Here is a 16,261-nt window from a genome sequence, read left to right on the forward strand (position 1 = left end):
TTTTATTCATAAATGAGTTGTCTGTGCCGATATAGCGGCACAGTGAGCGCCTTCCTCACGTCGCAACCGCGGACCCGTGTTTCCGGCAGGAACCCGCGTCCCGGCCGGGAGGGAGACAACGCACTGGTTTGACAAGTTGATGGAGGCCGGGTCCGGCGCTCCGCATCACGAACGAGGAAACTCCGATGAAGTCTCTGCGCAGCAGAATGGTTGCGTTTGTCATTCTGATCATAACGCTGCTGTCCATCCTCTTTTGCGTGGTCGTCTACAGCAAGATGAGCAGCGCGCTGCTGTCCAGCGTGCATGGCGAGATCGACCAGGCAGCCAGCAACAAGGTCAGTTTTGTCACCGAGTGGGTCAATTCCCGCCAGCAGGTGATGGCGGCGACGCTGGCGCGCTTCGGCCAGGGCGACCTGCATCCGGTGCTCGACCAGACGCTGGAAGCCGGCCATTTCGACGATGCCTACGTCGGCCAGCCCGACAAGACCATGACCCAGTCCAGCAAGACGCCGCCGGTTCCCCCCGGCTACGATCCGACCGGGCGACCGTGGTATGTAGCGGCGATTGCCGCGCAGGGACCCATCGCGACCGCACCTTATATTGACGCCGCGACCAAGCGCCCGATCATTACCTTTGCCCAGGCCCGACGCGAAAACGGCAAGGTCATCGCCGTTGCCGGCGCCGACGTGACGCTGCAGCGCGTGGTGGACGAAGTCACGACCGCCAAATTGCCCGGTGACGGCTACGCCTTTCTGGTCACCGAGGACGGGCTGGTGATTGCCCACCCGCAGAAGGACTCCGGGCTGAAGAAAATCAGCGAAGTCGTGCCGGGTTATGACTTCGCCGCCGCCAGCAAGGACGGCTCGTACCAGGACATCGAACTGAACGGCGAACACTTTCTGAGCAGCCTGCGTCCGGTCGGCAAGACCGGCTGGTATCTCGGCGTGATGGTGCCGATGGCAGCCGCGACGGCCGAAGTCCATGCGACCGTCGGGCTGCTGCTCGGCCTGGTGCTCGGTGGTCTGCTGCTGGCGGCGCTGGTGGTATTCGTCGGCGTGACGCGGATGATGGCCGGGCTGGGCGTGCTGCGCGACACCATGCGCAGCGTGGCGTCCGGTCAGGGCGACCTGACGGTCAAGCTGCCGGTCAGGAGCCAGGATGAGGTCGGCCAGATCGCGACCGCGTTCAACGAGTTCATGGGAACACTGCATGACATGTTCGTGACCGTGCGCAGCCATGCCGAAGACATGGCGGCCGATGTCCAGAACCTGAATGGCGCGGCCGACCAGATCGCCAGCGATTCGCGCAACCAGACCGAGGAAATTTCGTCGACGGCAGCGACGATCGAGGAAATCACCGTCAGCATCAATCATATCGCCGACCATGCGGAAGAAACCGATGCCCTGGTGCTGCAGTCGAACCAGCGTTCGGTCGAATCGCACGAGCTGATGAACAGCGTGGCGCAGGAAATCGGCATGGTGGTGGAGACGGTCGGCAAACTGCAGGATGCGATGAGCGGGCTGGCCAGCCAGTCCGAAGAGATCCGCGGCATCGTCAACGTGATTCACAGCATTGCCGACCAGACCAATCTGCTGGCGCTGAACGCGGCGATCGAAGCGGCGCGGGCCGGCGAACAGGGCCGCGGCTTCGCCGTGGTGGCCGACGAAGTGCGCAAGCTGGCCGAGCACTCGGCCAATGCCACGGTCGAAATCTCGCGCATGATCGACAAGATGGCGGTGCAGACCCAGCAGGCGATCGACTTTGCACAGGCCACGCACAGCCGGGTCGAATCCAGCGTCGGTTCGTCGCAGGAAGCCGCCGGCAAGATCGAAGAGATCCGGCTCAGCACCGACGAAGTGGTGGCGCGGATCAAGGAAATCACCGCATCGACCAAGGAGCAGAGCACGGCGACCAGTGACATGGCGCGCAGTGCCGAGCACATCAATGTCGCCGCCCAGCAGACCAGCACTCACGTCGAATCGGTGGTCAGGACCATTCACCAGCTGGCGGAGCGCGGTCGCGAACTGAAGTCGCTGGTCGGGCAGTTCCGCCTGTGAGCGGCCCGCGCCTTGTGGCCCTCGCCAGCCTGCTGGCGCTGGTGACGGCGTGCGCGGGCACGCCGGCGCCCCCGGGGGGAAGCCCGGGGGTGCCGGTGTCCTTCGTGCTGATCCAGCCGGAAACCGGAAAACCGGCGGCACGCACGCCATACCGGCTGACCTTTGGCGAACGCCATATCCTGTCCGCTCCGCCGGGCGTGAACCTGATTACCGACAGCGTGGCTGAAGGCACGACCGATGCGCTTGGCCGTACCGATACCCTGCAGCTGGACGCGCCCGACAACGGCGACCACGTGCTGCTGCTGCGCCATGGCGTCGGCAACTTCGGTACCTTCTTCGAGCTGAGCGACAGTGGCCGGCCCTCGCGGCCGATCGCCGGTCAGCGTTACCTGATCACCGGCTGCAAGCCGGGCGAGCAGTACGAGGGTGTGACCGATCCGGCCGGGCGCACCGTCTACTACAGCGGGGACGAGCAGTGCGACATCTCGCTGTCGGTGGCGCCGCAGGAACGCATCGCCATCGACTGAGCGCTCAGTCGCGCATGGCCTCCCATACCTTTGCGCTGTCGACCACCTGGACGAATTTGACGATGCGGCCGTCACGCAGCGTATGGATATGCGCAAAGGCCGCGGTGAAGGCCCTGCCTGTCGCGCGATACGTGCCGTGGTAGAAACCGTGGGCGATGATGTGCTCGCCGGCGTCGTGGAACTGGTCGGCCCCGGCGCGATAGCCGTCCCATTCGCGGGCCAGACGTTCATGCACGTTGCGCAGGATGTCGTCGGGACCGATATAGGTGCCGGCGTACGGGAAACCGGCGGCCTCGGTCCACTCGGCATCTGCGGCCAGCGCTGCCCGCAGGTGACGGCCGTTGTCGGCCGCGTTGCCAGAATAGGTGGCGCGTACAATGTCGAGGTTGCTCATGCGGTCGTTCATGCCTGTTCTCCTTCGCTGTGGGACAGCGCCGTGACCAGCGCGTTGCGCCAGGCCTGCGGCTGGCCAGGATGGCGGCCGATGTCCAGCAGCGTGATCCGGCCGTCTGTCTGTTCCAGGGCAAAGGTCGGGAAGCCCTGGCCGCCGACCCGCGCCAGCCAGGCGCGGCTGTCGGCGATATGCGCCTGTGTCGCCGGGCCGGCCTGACGCCGGTATTCGGCGTCGAACGCCACGCCATCCAGACCGATGTCGATCGCCATGGCCTGCAGGACGTCGGTATCGGCAATCCGCCGTCCTTCCACGTAGTGCGCCTGCTGCAGCCGACGCAGCAGATCCAGCCCGCGGCCGGCCAGTGCCTCGGAGGCGAGGATGGCGGTGGTCGGTGGTTCGGAATCGAGTACCGCCGAGGTGTCGCAGAGCAGTCCGTCCGTGTAGGCGCTGCCGAACGGCTGGCCGGTCAGCGCCGAGATGCGCTGGTCGTGCGGGCGCACGTAATCGCGCCACTGTGGCGTGACCGCGCGCCGGCTGGCCCAGGTCAGCATGCCGCCGGCGTGGAAGACCACGCGCAGGCCGGGCACGGTGCGGGCGGCGTCAACCAGCGGCGCGGCGCCATGGCACCAGCCGCACAGCGGATCGAAAATATAGTGCAGGGTCGCGTTTTGCATGAATGGGACTCCGGTTCCGGGATAACGAGTTATTGCGGCCAGGCCATTTCACCCTTGAGCACTTTGGCGCTCAGGCTCAGATCCTCGACCCCTTTCAGCTGCGGGTAGTGCTTCTGCATGGCGGCGGTCAGTGCAGCGGCATCCTTTGCCTGCGGCAGTTCGCGTTCCAGCACTTTCAGATAGTCACTGGTAAATCTGACCGGGGCCAGCGTCTGCGGGCTGCCGGGCAGGAAATGACCGGGCACCACTCTGGCCGGACGCAGGGCGCCGATATCGGCCAGCGCAGTCTGCCAGCTGGCGCGTTCGGCCGGGGTCCGGGTATCGGCCGTCCATACATGCATATTGCCGGACACCAGCACGCCGCCGACCACGGCCTTCAGCGACGGAATCCAGACAAAGGTCCGCTCGGGAGCCGGTCCCTTCAGACCACGGATTTCAAGGCGCTGGCCGTCGACTTTCAGCGTGTCGCCCGGCAGGGCCTCCGGGACCACTAGCGACTTCGGCGCGTTGTCCTTCAGGATCGGACCCCAGTAGGCGAGCTTGCCATCCTTGCTGGCGCGGATTGCGGCGACCGTCTGCGGGGTGGCGACGACTTTCGCGTCCGGAAAAGCCGCATGCAGCACGTCGAGCCCGAAATAGAAGTCCGGGTCGGAATGGCTGATATAGATGGTGGTCAGCTTCTTGCCGCTGGCCTTGATGCGTTCAACCAGTGCCTCGGCGTCATTGCGCTGGAACTGGGCATCGATCAGCACCGCTTCGGTCTTGCCGGTCACCAGTTCGGACGAGACCGGGAACACGCTGCGTTCGCCGGGATTGTAGACCTCGAGTTTCAGCGGCGCGGCGGCCAGGGCAGGGGCGGTCAGGGCGGCGGTGACGGCAGCGGCGGTCAGCTGGCGCAGCGAGAGCTTGAACATGGGGCAAATCCTGTATCGGGTGGGAATGGCTGCAGGATAGGTTGCAATCGGCGCTGGAAAAACCGGCTAAAATGCAATCATTTGTTGCATGAAACGGACGAATGATGGACCGAATCGTCGCTGCCGAAGTCTTTGTGGCCATTGTCGAGCGCGGCAGCATGATTGCCGCCGCCGAGGCGCTGGACATGTCACGGGCCATGGTCACGCGCTATCTGGCGCAGATGGAGCACTGGGCCGGCGCCCGTCTGCTGCACCGGACCACGCGCAAGCTCGGCCTGACCGATGCCGGCAGTGAGACACTGGCACGCTGCCGGCGGATGCTGGGCATCGCCGCCGCCATGCCGGCGCCGGGCACGGCCGATACCGGTTCACCGCAGGGGTTGTTGCGGATCGCCTGCTCGCAGTCACTGGCGCAGGCGGCACTGGCGCCGGCAGTCGCCGGTTATCTGCGCCGCTATCCGCGCATGGCCATCGACCTGCAGATCGACAATCGCGCCGTCAATCTGGTCGAGGAACGCATCGATCTGGCGCTGCGCATCACCAATGCGCTGGACCCGAACCTGATCGCCCGGCAACTGGGAACTTGTGCATCGGTGCTGTGCGCGTCGCCGGCCTACCTGGCGGCCCATGGCACGCCGCGCCGGGTCGAGGACCTGGCGCTGCACGACTGCCTGACCTATTCGTACTTCGGCAAAAGCCTGTGGCAGTTCACGCGTGCTGGCGAGACGGTGTCGGTGCCGGTCAGCGGTCGCCTGAGCGCCAACGAATCGGTGGTGCTGCTGACCGCCGTGCTGGAAGGGGCGGGTGTGGCGTTGCAGCCGCGCTATTCGGCAGCACCCCTGCTCGCCAGCGGCCGGCTGGTCGCGCTGTTGCCCGACTCTCTGCCGCAGCCGATGGGCATCCATGGCATCTATACCTCGCGCCAGTATCAGCCGGCCGGGCTGCGCGCGTTGCTGGACTATCTGGTCGACTGGTTTGCCGGCGACAGCCGCTGGCTGGAACTGACGCAGTGAGGCGGTTTGCCGCACGACGCCGGACAGGCAAGCCCCGCAACGGATAGCGGGCGCGTAAAGCGAAATATCCCCGCCGTGGCGGGGAGGGAAGCGAACGGGTTCACGCCGGCAGGCGGGTACCGACGCCACGATGACTGTCGATTGCCCGCCTTTGTCCGCCGTCAGTGCTAGACCCGGAACTGGCCGATGGTGGTCAGCATCCGCTGCGCCTGCTCGTTCAGGTTGGCGGCGGTGGCCGAGTTGCTCTGCGAGCTGGAATGGCTTTCTTCGGCCATCTGCGCCACGCGTTCGATCTGCTGGGCGATGCTGGTGCTGGCCAGCGACTGCTCGCGCATCGAGTGCGAGATCTCGGCGATTTCGTCCACCGCGCCGCTGGTGCGTTCGAGGATGCGGTTGATGGCCTCGGTCGCCTGGTTGGCGGATTCCATGCCGTTTTCGACCTGAGTCACAACATTCTGCATCGAGGTCACGGTCTGGTTGGCATCGCTCTGCATTGACGACACGGTGCTGGTGATTTCCTGGGTCGAGATCGCGGTGCGTTCGGCCAGTTTGCGCACCTCGTCGGCGACCACGGCGAAGCCGCGGCCGGTTTCGCCGGCACGGGCGGCCTCGATCGCTGCATTCAGTGCCAGCAGATTGGTCTGTTCGGCGATGTCCTTGATCACGCCGACCACGGTGCCGATCGATGTCGTCTTTTCCTTCAGTTGTTCGATCTGGCCGGCGGCCAGTTTGACGCTGTCCGAGGTCTGGCGAATCATCTGGATGGTGTCGCGAATCACGGCGGCACCGATCGTGGCTTCTTCACCGGCCGCGCGGCCGCTCTGGTCTGCCTGTACCGAACGATCGGCGACGTGGTTGACGCTGACCGTCATCTGCTCGACTGCAGCCGACATGCTGGAGGTCGATTCGCTGACCTGTTCGACCGCCTGCGACATCTGCACCGACGAGTTGGCGACTTCCGACGCATGCCCGCCGACACTCTGGCCGATCTGGGTCAGCTCGACGAAGCTGGTCTGCAGCATTTGCAGCAACTGGTTCAGCCGGTTGGCGATCAGCGCGATTTCGTCCTTGCCGCTGTCATCGACACGCAGGGTCAGGTTGCGTTCGCTGGTGATGGCGGCGATCTTGTGGTCCAGGTTGCCCAGCGTGCGGCGCACACTCATGGCCACCCACAGGCTGGCGCCGGTAATGACCGCCAGCAACACCAGACCGAGCGTCATCAGCACCCACTTGGCATTGCGACCGGCCTGCACCGCTTCGCTGCCGGCCTGCACGCCCAGGGTCTTGTTGAATTCGACCATCTTGTCGATGGCAGCATAGGCTTCCAGCGCCACCGGGCTCATCGTGCTCTTGATGTACTGCAGGGCGGCATTGTTGCCGTCCGCCGTGCCCTTGTCGGACAGCGCAAAGAAGCCGGGCAGCAGTCCTTCCCATTTTTTCACCGCGGCGATGGTGGCCTCGGTGTTGGCACGATCCTCGTCATTGCTGATCAGCGTGGCCTTGTAGTTGTCCAGATCCTTGTACAGCTTGGCAAGATTGTCCTGCATGGCAGCCTGCGCGTCCTTCTTGCCTGCCATGTCCTGGGAAGCGGCATGGATAACGCCCTGGCGGCGTGCTTCGAGGTACCGCCCCTTGGCCTCCTGGGTGGCGATGATTGACGGCAGGGCATTCTCGGTGGCTTCAGAGACGTGGACTTCCACCATGCCCATCTGCACATACAGCGTCCAGAGCATGGCCACCAGGCCGACGAGGCTGATCAGAGCCATTCCATACAGTTTGGTCGAGATTTTCATTTGGGTCACCTTGCGAATCAATATGTAACGATCTACGTGTGGGGCCTGGCATCCCTTTTTATGCAGAGGAGCGATATTGCATAAAAAGGGCGTCCTTTCCGTATTGCCGCTATGGGCGGCTGGCTTCAGAACGGACCCGGAGCAACTATCCGCTAATTAATATATCGGACGGCCCAATCCGGGACGAAGTACAAAATGAATATTTTTTTTCATTGTCTCGTTACTACCCGAATTGCATTAAGCATTAGGACAAACCCCATGCCCTGTTGGGCTTTTTGCGGGGAGACCGGTTTGCGTCGTGGCAATGACAGCAGAATGCATGGCGAAACTTAGGAAAGGAACAGCAGGAAGAAAATGAAATGCAGAAGATATGTATCAAAATTTTCATTCACTAACTGCAGGCGATGAACGGTATGAATCCGGTTTTGTCGCGAATGATTCGCAAACAGGATATCAGCAGGAAGCGGATCTGGATCCGGAGGGGGAATCCGGAAAGGAGGTAATAATGAGCAATAGGAAAATAACGGCCGTTATCAGTTTTCCCGTCTGCCGGACACCAGGTCTGGCAGACGGGAAAAAGGAAAGACGCTACGGAAACCGTAGCGTCTTCTCATATATATCCGGATGGGTTCGCCCTGGGGCGGGACCGGGACCGGTTTGCCTCAATCAGGCAACGGCATCCTTGAATGCCTTGGCCGCGGTGAACTTCGGCGCGCGCTTCGCAGCGATGGTGATGGTTTCGCCGGTGGCCGGGTTGCGGCCCGTGCGCTCGGCGGTTTGCTTGATCGCGAACTTGCCCAGACCCGGCAGGGTCACATCGCCGCCGGCCTTGAGCTGGTCGGCCAGCACGCTGTTGATGGCATCGAGCACGGCGGCCGTTTGGGCCTTGGTCAGGTCGATTTTGGCTGCGCCGATGAGGGCGTCGATCAATTCGGCTTTAGTCATGCAAAGTCCCTTGTTCCGAGTCTGGTGTGAAATGGAGACGAATACTACCTTGTTCTGGCCCGGCGTGTCGTCGATCTTGAGGAGAGTTTGACCCAACCCCGGCGGGATTTTGCGTCAAATTTTCCCGTTGACGGAACGCCCGGATTTCGCCTTGCGCGGAGGGGGGCCGGCCCGGGCAAAAAGGCCGGCCGGCAAGCCGTCCCTCCGGGGAGGCGCTCAGGCGTCGGTCAGGTCCTTGACCGTGTCGGCGGGGCCATTGGTTTTGACCGATTCGATGCCCTTGTCACGACTTGCCTCTGCGGCATACATCTGGCTCGAGCCGATCACCTGGTGATTGGCTGCCTTCAGGTTGAAGAAGAACTTGTCGTTGTTCGACGTCTTGCGCTCATAGCGCTCGTCGTGCGGGCTGTTGGTCCGGACCGAGGCGATGCCGTTTTCGGCCGAGGCCCGGCTCTGGTACATCTCGCTGGTCAGGATCACTTCGCTGTTGCCGGCCTTGAGGACAAAGTAAAACTGGCCGTTCGTGCTTTTCTTGAGTTCGTACCACCCTGCCATGAACCTTCTCCCGCTGCACTGAGGAAAAAGGACGGGAAACCCTGCAGCCCGGGTTGTCCCGACACCTTGTGTTTACCGCCGCAGCATCCTGTGCATTGCGGCACGGCCCGCCGTCATGCCGGGTGCGTTGCCGGAGCATATCCCAACTCGGCCGGGGAGGGGAAAGCGGCGCAAAGCCACTGTGTTCATGACGCCACGGCCGGGGCGGCTATGACATTTCTGCTTCCGCGCCGGGGTGTCGATGACGGGATAGCTGAACTATGCGTCGCTGTTGCTACCCTTATGCATTCCCTGCATGGATATCGGCGAAACTTGCAAACCGTGGCCGGTGGTTGAGGCTAGGATTCGAGCCGTGAGTCCGCATGCATGTTGTCATGCGGCAGATGTCAGCCATACCAATCGCTTCAAGCCAAGGAAGCGGTTCTTCAAAATGCGGATCGGAGTTGTGATGAAGTCGCAGAAATTAACCACCTGGATTGTGGCCGGCATGGTGCTGGGCGTGGTCGTCGGCTACTACTGTCATGCCAGATGGCCCGACCCGGCGGAAGCCAAGGAAGTTGCAGGGTACTTTTCGATCATTACCGACGTCTTCCTGCGTCTGATCAAGATGATCATTGCGCCGCTGGTGTTTGCCGGTCTGGTATCCGGCATCGCCAGCATGGATGACCATCGTCAGGTCGGCCGCATCGGCCTGCGCGCACTCGGCTGGTTCGTGTGCGCCTCGCTGGTCTCGCTGTTGCTCGGCATGGTGCTGGCCAACATGCTGCAACTCGGCCAGTCGCTGAACCTGACGCTGCCGGAAGCCGGCGCCGCGACCAATATCGACGTGTCCGGCTTCAGCCTGAAGAACTTCCTGGTGCACCTGGTGCCGACCAGCTTCTTCGATGCGATGAGCAAGAACGAGATCCTGCAGATCCTGCTGTTCTCGCTGTTCTTCGGCTTCGCCATCTCGTCGATGAAACTCGGCAAGCAGTCGATCATCGTCCGCGGCGTCGACGAGCTGTTCAAGCTGATGCTGCGCGTGACCGACTATGTGATGTGGGCTGCCCCGTTCGGCGTGTTCGCTGCCATCGCCTCGGTGGTCACCACCCAGGGCCTCGGCGTGATCGTCACCTACAGCAAGCTGATCGGCGCGTTCTACGCCGGCCTGATGCTGCTGTGGGCACTGCTGATCTCGGTGGGCATCCTGTTCGTCGGCCGTTCGATCCTGCGCCTGATGGGCATGATCCGCGAACCGATGATCATCGCCTTCTCGACCGCCAGCAGCGAAGCCGCCTATCCGAAGACGCTGGAACAGTTGGAACGCTTTGGCGTCAGCAAGAAGATCTCCGGTTTCGTGCTGCCGCTCGGCTACTCGTTCAACCTTGACGGTTCGATGATGTACCAGTCGTTCGCCGTGCTGTTTATCGCCCAGGCCTACGGTATCCATCTGACCTTCGCCCACCAGGTCATGATGCTGCTGATGATGATGCTGATGAGCAAGGGCATGGCCGGCGTGCCGCGCGCCTCGCTGGTGGTGGTGGCTGCCGCGCTGCCGATGCTTGGCCTGCCGATGGAAGGGCTGCTGCTGGTGATGGGTGTTGACCAGTTCTTCGACATGGGCCGTACCGCCACCAACGTGGTCGGCAACAGCATCGCCTCGGTGGTGGTGGCCAAGTGGGAAGGCGCCCTCAGCGACGGGCCGGAACCCGAGGTCGTCGAAGAAGGCGAACCGGTCCTGGTCGAAGCCAAGGCAGGCGAGGCCGCCTGACGCGCTCCGCTGCCCCTCTCCAAAACCGCGCCCTGAACCGGCGCGGTTTTTTTGTTCCTCGATGACGCACGGCCATTTTTGCTGCCTGCCGCGCCGGACGCTATCCATATCATGGATAGGCTGTATTGATTCCAAGTGTCTGGTTTGATGGCGATGCCCTGCATAGCATGATGTTTTCAACGCCAGGAAACATCATCATGCCCGGAATCAACAAGCGTATTGCGGCGGCCTTGCTGGCCGCCGCCTTCTTCCCGTTCCCCCTCGCGCAGGCACAACCGGTCTCCGTGCCGCAGCATGTCGTGCAGCAGCAGGCCGGGGGCTATGGCGTGCAGGTGGGGGATGTCAGGGTGATGTCGCTGACGGATGGCTCGGTACCCCAGAATCTGTACGAACTGTTCCAGCGGACAAAGCCTGAACACATTGACCGGCTGCTTGCGAGGAGTTTTCAAAGCAATCCCGTTGAAGCCTCGATCAATGCCTTTCTCGTCACGTTGCCCGGACATCTGCTGCTGGTCGACACGGGTTCCGGCCAGCTGTTCGGCCCGGGAAAGGGCGGGCGGCTGATCGAAAGTCTGGCTGCGCAAGGTATCGGGCCTCAGGACATCACGGACATCCTTCTCACCCATGCACACTCCGACCATGCCGGCGGCCTGGTCAGGGAGGGGCAGCGGGTTTTTCCCGATGCCACCGTTTACGTCGGCAAGCCCGACATCGATTTCTTCTTCAATGAAGACAATCAGAAAAAGACCGGGTATGACCAGGCGTATTTCGATATTGCCCGGCTGACCCTCTCGCCTTACCTGAAAGCCGGCAAAGTCAGGACTTTCTCGGGAACGCAGGAGATCCTTCCCGGCATGACCGCAACGGTGCATCCCGGTCATACGCCAGGCTCGGCCTTTTATCGGCTGACCAGTCAAGGCGAGAGCATCACCTTTGTCGGCGACATCATCCACGTCGCGGCAGTGCAGTTTCCCGATCCGGATGTGACCATTGCCTACGACGAAGACCAGGCCCGGGCCGCTGCCGTCAGGAAAGCCGGGTTTGCGTCATTCGCCCGGGAGCGCACGCTCATTGCTGCGCCGCACCTGCCGTTTCCGGGAATCGGTCATGTGCGGGCCACTGGCGGAAATGGCTATGATTGGGTTCCTGTCACCTATACGAACCGCGAAGGGAATCAGCACCCGTGACCCATGTCCCTCTGCTGCCTTTGCCGAATGAGGAACCGGCATGAAGCTGCCTTCAGGCATCGGCATGGATCTGCTGCTGGCCCTTGATGCCTTGCTGGTCGAGCAGAACATCACCCATGCTGCCTTGCGGCTGGGCATCAGCCAGCCTGCCATGTCTGCCCGGCTGATGCGGTTGCGGCAGCTATTCGGAGAGCGGCTGTTCGTGGCCGCGCCCAATGGGCGCGGTATTCTGCCGACCCCTCGCGCGCTGGCTCTGCGGCCGGGGCTTCAGCGTGTCCTGAGTGGCATTTCAACCCTGCTGGAGCCCGTGGTTTTCGAGCCGGGTACCAGTCAGCGGACCTTTGTCATTGCCCTGCATGAGAACCCGGCCCTGGTGCTGGGCGCCGATCTCGTCAACCGGATTCGCGAGCAGGCACCGCAAGTGCGCCTGCGATTCGCGCTGCCGGACCTCGACGATCTGCCCCGGCAGATGGAGCATGGCGAGATCGACGTTTTCATCGGTCCCGGCGATGTGGCTGAACCTGGCTGGGTGGGGCGCAAACTGTTTGCCGATGATTTCGTTACCGCCCAGCGGAAGGGGCACCCTCGCGGGCTGCGCAAGCTGGAGCTGCCCGCGTTCTGTGCCGCTCCCCATTTGCTTGTGTCCGCCGAGGGCGATCCGTTCTCCGGATTTGTGGATCATGCACTGGCCAGGCTCGGCCACAGCCGGCAGGTGGCGATGTCTGTCCAGAGCTATGCCATGGCACCGCCGCTGGTTGCGGGCACGGATCTCCTGTGCACCCTGCCGCGACGGCTGCTGCAGCGTTTTGCCTCATCGCTGGATCTTTTTGAACCACCGCTTGCCTTGCCGCACCTGTCCATCCACGCGTATTGGCCTCCTCGCCATCACGAAGATGCGGCAAGTGTCTGGTTTCGCAAAAACCTGTTCCAGGCGGCCGGGCTGGAAAACCTGCCGGGGGCATCGTCACCCGGGCGTGACGGCCATGCGGCGGGGTGAAGGCCCCCGGGGCCGGGGGCCGGCTGCATTATTTCGTTGCCGGTTCCACTGCCACGGCGACTGACTCCACATAAGTGGCCACGACCTGGTCGCCCTTGCGGATCTTGTGGAACACGTCTGGGTCATCGACCCGGACATCGACGGTACGGCCACGCGTCCCCTTCAGCGTCACCTGCTGCAGGCTGGCGTCGACGGCAATCACATTGGCGGTGACGGTAATGCGGCGCGCTTCGGTCATGCCCGGCTTGGCACCTGCCGGCGCAATCGAGCCGCTCTCGACCACATCGCGTTCGGCGATCTTGTCGCCCTTCTTGACCAGCGCCACGGCCACGGCTACCCGGTAGTGCACATTGACGTGATCGCCGACCCGGATCTGGGCAAAGTTCTTCACGTCATCGCTGATGGCGAAATCCTGCACCCGGCCGGCCGGTCCCTTGATGGTCACGATGCGGTTTTTGGTATCGACCCGGGTGATGGTGCCGGTGATCCGGATATGGGTGCCCTGCGCATCGGCTTCGACCACCTGGGCGGGGGACGGGTCGGCGGCATGGGCGACGTTCAGCAGGGACAGGGCCAGCAAGCCGGCGGCAGCGTGGCGGATCAGCGGGGACGGTTTCATCAGGTGCTCCAGTGTGAGGGGGTAACGCTCGGCTTTGGCGTCGTTCTGACGCCATTCAGGCACTGTAGTTCATGGTGTGATGGACGGTGGCGCATCCAGTGTGAAAACATGCTTAACTGCGACATCCTGGACTATATTATCGACATATTCGCGTTTCATTATTGACGATGTAATATGATGGGAGCGAAACCAGAATTTAATAAGTAATGTCTTGATCCGTTATGGATTTTAGCCCATTGGCATCACCCGAAAGGTTTGGCATGAGAACGCTGAAAAGCAGACTGATTCTGCTCAATGTGCTGTTTATCGCCCTGTTCGGACTCGTCCTGGTCACGCAGTCCTTCCTTCAGTTGCGCACCGAGGTTCGTGACGGCCTGAACCTGGAGTTCTCAGCCACCTTGCGTGGTCAGAGCACCGTCATTCAAAACTGGTTTGGCGAGAAAAAACAACAGTTATCGGCACTGACCGGCGTAGCGGCGGGTCCGAATGCGCTGGCCAACCTGAAGCAGGGGGCCGTGGCAGGGAATTTCTTCATCAATTACGTCGGCTTCCCGGACGGACGCAGCATTTTCTCTGACGACTGGGTGGCGACACCGGATTACATCGTCACCGAAAAGCCGTGGTACGTGCAGGCGAAGACGACCGGCAAGCCGACGATCACCGAACCGTATGTCGACCAGGTGTCGAAGCGGCTGGTGCTGACCGTCGCCGTGCCGATGCTGGAAGGGGGGCAGTTCCATGGCGTGGTGGCCGGGGACGTGTTCGTCGACGAACTGGTCAAGTCGGTGCTGTCGCTGAAACCGCGTGGTGATGGCTACACCTTCATCGTCAACAAGCAGGGGACAGTCATTGCCCACCCGGACAATGCGCTGACGCTGAAGTCGATCTCGAGCATCGCGCCGTCGCTCGTGCCGGAGCGGCTGGCGGCCATCGCCGAATCGCATGCGCTGAATGAAGTCGACATCAATGGCAAGACCATGCTGGTGGCGATCGAGCAGATTCCGGGGACCGACTGGTACATGGGCATCACCGCCGACAAGGACCTGATCTTTGCGCCGTTGAATGCCGAGCTGTTCAAGACGGTCGGCATGAGCATGCTGCTGTTCATCCTGGTCGGCGTGGTGTCCAGCGTCGTGATCGGCCGGATGCTCAGCGGGCTGACCCGCCTGCGCGACGCGATGGCCGGCATTGCCAGCGGTGAAGGCGAAGGCGACCTGACCATCCGGCTCGATGCCCGCGGCCGGGATGAAATTGCCGATACCGGACGGGCGTTCAACCAGTTTGTCGCCAAGCTTGCCCACCTGTTCGGCGAGTTGCAGGGCGAGGCGCAGTCGCTGATCGGCGGCGTCAAGGATGCCAGCGGCCATGTGGCCGGGCTGGCCGACGGCGCCCGGCAGATGGCCGACGTGTCGTCGAACAATGCCGCCACGCTGGAAGAAATCTCGGTCAGCATCTCGCATATCGCCGATACGGCGACCCAGGCCGATGCCCTGATTCGTGACACCAACGGCGATCTGTCGAACTGCTCCAGCAATATGCATCAGCTGTCGGTCAGCATCGAGGAAACCGTCAAGGCAGTGCACGGCATGGAAGACATGCTGACCTCGCTCGACAACAGCACCCAGGACATCTCCAGCATTACCGAAGTGATTCGCGACATCGCCGACCAGACCAACCTGCTGGCGCTGAATGCCGCCATCGAGGCGGCCCGCGCCGGCGAGCAGGGCAGGGGCTTTGCGGTGGTCGCCGATGAAGTGCGCAAACTGGCTGAACGCACCGCGCAGGCCACGCTGGAAATCTCGCACCGGGTGGATTCGATCCGCCAGGAAACCGGCAATGTGGTCAGCGACATGAAGCGGACCGTCGAGGCCGTCGACGCCGGTGTGGTGCTGACGCAGACGGCAGCCGGTGAAATCTCTGCCGTTCGCGAGTCGATGGATGAAGTGGTCAGCAAGATGAACGACATCGCACTGTCGACCACCGAGCAGCACAAGGCATCGACCCTGATCGCCCAGAGTACCGAAGCGATCAACAACCAGGTCATCGGCAACGATGATGCCCTGCACAGCGTCAGTGGGGCGCTGACCGAACTGAGCGGCACCGCAGAGCGGATGCAGGGGGTGTTCGGACGCTTCAAACTGTAATCAGGCCAACGGGCAGACATCTTCCCGTCCATTGACAAAGGCGTTATCCGCATTGGCGGGTAACGCCTTTTTCTGTTTGTGGCGGGTCCCTGTATTCCATTCATCAGGCCGGAGTGGCAGCGCAGCTGGCACCCCTTATAAATCATTCAAATACCTGATGTGCCAGAGGAAACCATGCCGGTTTCGGTTCTCGAAACGGCCTGTTCCTCCATGTGATTCCTCGTGTTTTTTCACTCTTGCATTTTTAAATGCAGGCCCTGCTGTTGCCCGCATTCAGCCCATGCCATGCATGGAATTCTTCATGCAGATCAGGAGTTGTCATGCCTGCCGAACATTCCCTCGCGTCATCTGCCGTTTCCGTCGCCCCGCCGACCCTGCCCACCATCCACGACGCCCTTCCCGGCCCCGGTGACGGCAGCGGGCCCACCCTCGCCGCCGGCCTGGTCTCGTTCGACATCCCGCTGTCTCTCCCCGTCGCCCGCGAATCCACCCCCGCCCTGACCCTCGGCTACAGCGCCGGCGCCGGCAACGGCCCCTGCGGCACCGGCTGGCGGCTCGCCCTGCCGACCATCCAGCGCCGCACCCGCCTCGGCGTTCCGCAGTACAACGACGACGACGTGTTCGTCGGCCCCGATGGCGAACCGCTGGTTCCCCAGCTCGGGGCTGACGGCAAGGTGGTGGTGCAAACCGGC

15 protein-coding genes are annotated in these 16,261 nt (G+C 62.6%); 8 read left to right on the top strand and 7 right to left on the bottom strand.

The window, feature by feature from the left end:
• Positions 1-185 precede the first annotated feature (185 nt).
• Both Q352_RS0113840 and Q352_RS23770 read left to right on the top strand, forming a co-directional pair.
• Positions 186-2,057, top strand: a complete 1,872-nt coding sequence (locus Q352_RS0113840; RefSeq protein ID WP_028499855.1) for a methyl-accepting chemotaxis protein — start codon at positions 186-188, stop codon at positions 2,055-2,057.
• The gene (locus Q352_RS23770; RefSeq protein WP_028499856.1) at positions 2,054-2,584 is read left to right on the top strand and encodes a hypothetical protein; all 531 of its coding nucleotides are present in this window, start codon (positions 2,054-2,056) and stop codon (positions 2,582-2,584) included. The genes Q352_RS0113840 and Q352_RS23770 overlap by 4 nt, the downstream gene beginning before the upstream one ends.
• A gap of 4 nt (positions 2,585-2,588) precedes the next feature.
• On the opposite strand, the gene Q352_RS0113850 is transcribed toward Q352_RS23770, so the two are convergent.
• The 3 genes from Q352_RS0113850 to Q352_RS0113860 are packed head-to-tail and all read right to left on the bottom strand — an operon-like array spanning position 2,589 to position 4,566.
• Complete coding sequence (locus Q352_RS0113850) at positions 2,589-2,990, bottom strand: nuclear transport factor 2 family protein (RefSeq protein ID WP_028499857.1); 402 nt, start codon at positions 2,988-2,990, stop codon at positions 2,589-2,591.
• Positions 2,987-3,652, bottom strand: coding sequence for a DsbA family protein (locus Q352_RS0113855; protein ID WP_028499858.1), 666 nt, complete (start codon positions 3,650-3,652; stop codon positions 2,987-2,989). Before Q352_RS0113855 ends, Q352_RS0113850 begins: the two co-directional genes overlap by 4 nt.
• Before the next feature lie 29 nt (positions 3,653-3,681).
• A complete protein-coding gene (locus tag Q352_RS0113860; RefSeq protein WP_028499859.1) occupies positions 3,682-4,566 on the bottom strand; it encodes an MBL fold metallo-hydrolase in 885 nt (294 codons plus the stop codon).
• Between the two features lie 101 nt (positions 4,567-4,667).
• Between Q352_RS0113860 and Q352_RS0113865 the strand changes: the two genes are divergently transcribed.
• On the top strand, positions 4,668-5,579 hold the full coding sequence (locus Q352_RS0113865) for a LysR family transcriptional regulator (RefSeq protein ID WP_276324995.1): 912 nt from the start codon (positions 4,668-4,670) through the stop codon (positions 5,577-5,579).
• Between the two features lie 167 nt (positions 5,580-5,746).
• Here the strand turns inward: Q352_RS0113865 and Q352_RS21210 are convergent, their stop codons facing one another.
• From Q352_RS21210 to Q352_RS0113880, 3 genes are all read right to left on the bottom strand, one after another.
• Positions 5,747-7,372, bottom strand: coding sequence for a methyl-accepting chemotaxis protein (locus Q352_RS21210; RefSeq protein ID WP_084300199.1), 1,626 nt, complete (start codon positions 7,370-7,372; stop codon positions 5,747-5,749).
• Positions 7,373-8,038: 666 nt separating this feature from the next.
• Positions 8,039-8,317: an HU family DNA-binding protein gene (locus Q352_RS0113875; RefSeq protein WP_036386399.1), complete on the bottom strand. Its 279-nt coding sequence runs from the start codon at positions 8,315-8,317 to the stop codon at positions 8,039-8,041.
• A 216-nt stretch (positions 8,318-8,533) separates the two neighbouring features.
• Positions 8,534-8,872, bottom strand: coding sequence for a YegP family protein (locus Q352_RS0113880; RefSeq protein ID WP_028499862.1), 339 nt, complete (start codon positions 8,870-8,872; stop codon positions 8,534-8,536).
• 448 nt (positions 8,873-9,320) lie between these two features.
• On the opposite strand from Q352_RS0113880, the gene Q352_RS21215 reads away from it, so the two are divergent.
• The 3 genes from Q352_RS21215 to Q352_RS21220 all read left to right on the top strand — a co-directional run bounded on the left by Q352_RS21215 (position 9,321) and on the right by Q352_RS21220 (position 12,806).
• A complete protein-coding gene (locus Q352_RS21215; protein WP_036386401.1) occupies positions 9,321-10,622 on the top strand; it encodes a dicarboxylate/amino acid:cation symporter in 1,302 nt (433 codons plus the stop codon).
• Between the two features lie 197 nt (positions 10,623-10,819).
• Positions 10,820-11,809, top strand: coding sequence for an MBL fold metallo-hydrolase (locus tag Q352_RS0113890; protein WP_028499863.1), 990 nt, complete (start codon positions 10,820-10,822; stop codon positions 11,807-11,809).
• A gap of 40 nt (positions 11,810-11,849) precedes the next feature.
• On the top strand, positions 11,850-12,806 hold the full coding sequence (locus Q352_RS21220) for a LysR family transcriptional regulator (RefSeq protein WP_051528974.1): 957 nt from the start codon (positions 11,850-11,852) through the stop codon (positions 12,804-12,806).
• A gap of 28 nt (positions 12,807-12,834) precedes the next feature.
• Here the strand turns inward: Q352_RS21220 and Q352_RS0113900 are convergent, their stop codons facing one another.
• Positions 12,835-13,425, bottom strand: coding sequence for a hypothetical protein (locus Q352_RS0113900; protein ID WP_051528975.1), 591 nt, complete (start codon positions 13,423-13,425; stop codon positions 12,835-12,837).
• A 260-nt stretch (positions 13,426-13,685) separates the two neighbouring features.
• Between Q352_RS0113900 and Q352_RS0113905 the strand changes: the two genes are divergently transcribed.
• Complete coding sequence (locus Q352_RS0113905) at positions 13,686-15,569, top strand: methyl-accepting chemotaxis protein (protein ID WP_028499865.1); 1,884 nt, start codon at positions 13,686-13,688, stop codon at positions 15,567-15,569.
• A gap of 320 nt (positions 15,570-15,889) precedes the next feature.
• Positions 15,890-16,261 (top strand): SpvB/TcaC N-terminal domain-containing protein (locus tag Q352_RS0113910; RefSeq protein WP_028499866.1); only part of this gene is annotated, 372 nt, incomplete at its 3' end.

The sequence above is a fragment of the Microvirgula aerodenitrificans DSM 15089 genome (assembly GCF_000620105.1).
GTDB classification, from domain to species: Bacteria; Pseudomonadota; Gammaproteobacteria; order Burkholderiales; family Aquaspirillaceae; genus Microvirgula; species Microvirgula aerodenitrificans.

Coding starts and splice junctions, on each gene's coding strand:
- Q352_RS0113840 (WP_028499855.1), top strand. CDS start 186: ATGAAGTCTCTGCGCAGCAGAATGGTTGCGTTTGTCATTCTGATCATA.
- Q352_RS0113850 (WP_028499857.1), bottom strand. CDS start 2,990: ATGAACGACCGCATGAGCAACCTCGACATTGTACGCGCCACCTATTCT.
- Q352_RS0113855 (WP_028499858.1), bottom strand. CDS start 3,652: ATGCAAAACGCGACCCTGCACTATATTTTCGATCCGCTGTGCGGCTGG.
- Q352_RS0113860 (WP_028499859.1), bottom strand. CDS start 4,566: ATGTTCAAGCTCTCGCTGCGCCAGCTGACCGCCGCTGCCGTCACCGCC.
- Q352_RS0113865 (WP_276324995.1), top strand. CDS start 4,668: ATGATGGACCGAATCGTCGCTGCCGAAGTCTTTGTGGCCATTGTCGAG.
- Q352_RS21210 (WP_084300199.1), bottom strand. CDS start 7,372: ATGAAAATCTCGACCAAACTGTATGGAATGGCTCTGATCAGCCTCGTC.
- Q352_RS0113875 (WP_036386399.1), bottom strand. CDS start 8,317: ATGACTAAAGCCGAATTGATCGACGCCCTCATCGGCGCAGCCAAAATC.
- Q352_RS0113880 (WP_028499862.1), bottom strand. CDS start 8,872: ATGGCAGGGTGGTACGAACTCAAGAAAAGCACGAACGGCCAGTTTTAC.
- Q352_RS21215 (WP_036386401.1), top strand. CDS start 9,321: ATGAAGTCGCAGAAATTAACCACCTGGATTGTGGCCGGCATGGTGCTG.
- Q352_RS0113890 (WP_028499863.1), top strand. CDS start 10,820: ATGCCCGGAATCAACAAGCGTATTGCGGCGGCCTTGCTGGCCGCCGCC.
- Q352_RS21220 (WP_051528974.1), top strand. CDS start 11,850: ATGAAGCTGCCTTCAGGCATCGGCATGGATCTGCTGCTGGCCCTTGAT.
- Q352_RS0113900 (WP_051528975.1), bottom strand. CDS start 13,425: ATGAAACCGTCCCCGCTGATCCGCCACGCTGCCGCCGGCTTGCTGGCC.
- Q352_RS0113905 (WP_028499865.1), top strand. CDS start 13,686: ATGAGAACGCTGAAAAGCAGACTGATTCTGCTCAATGTGCTGTTTATC.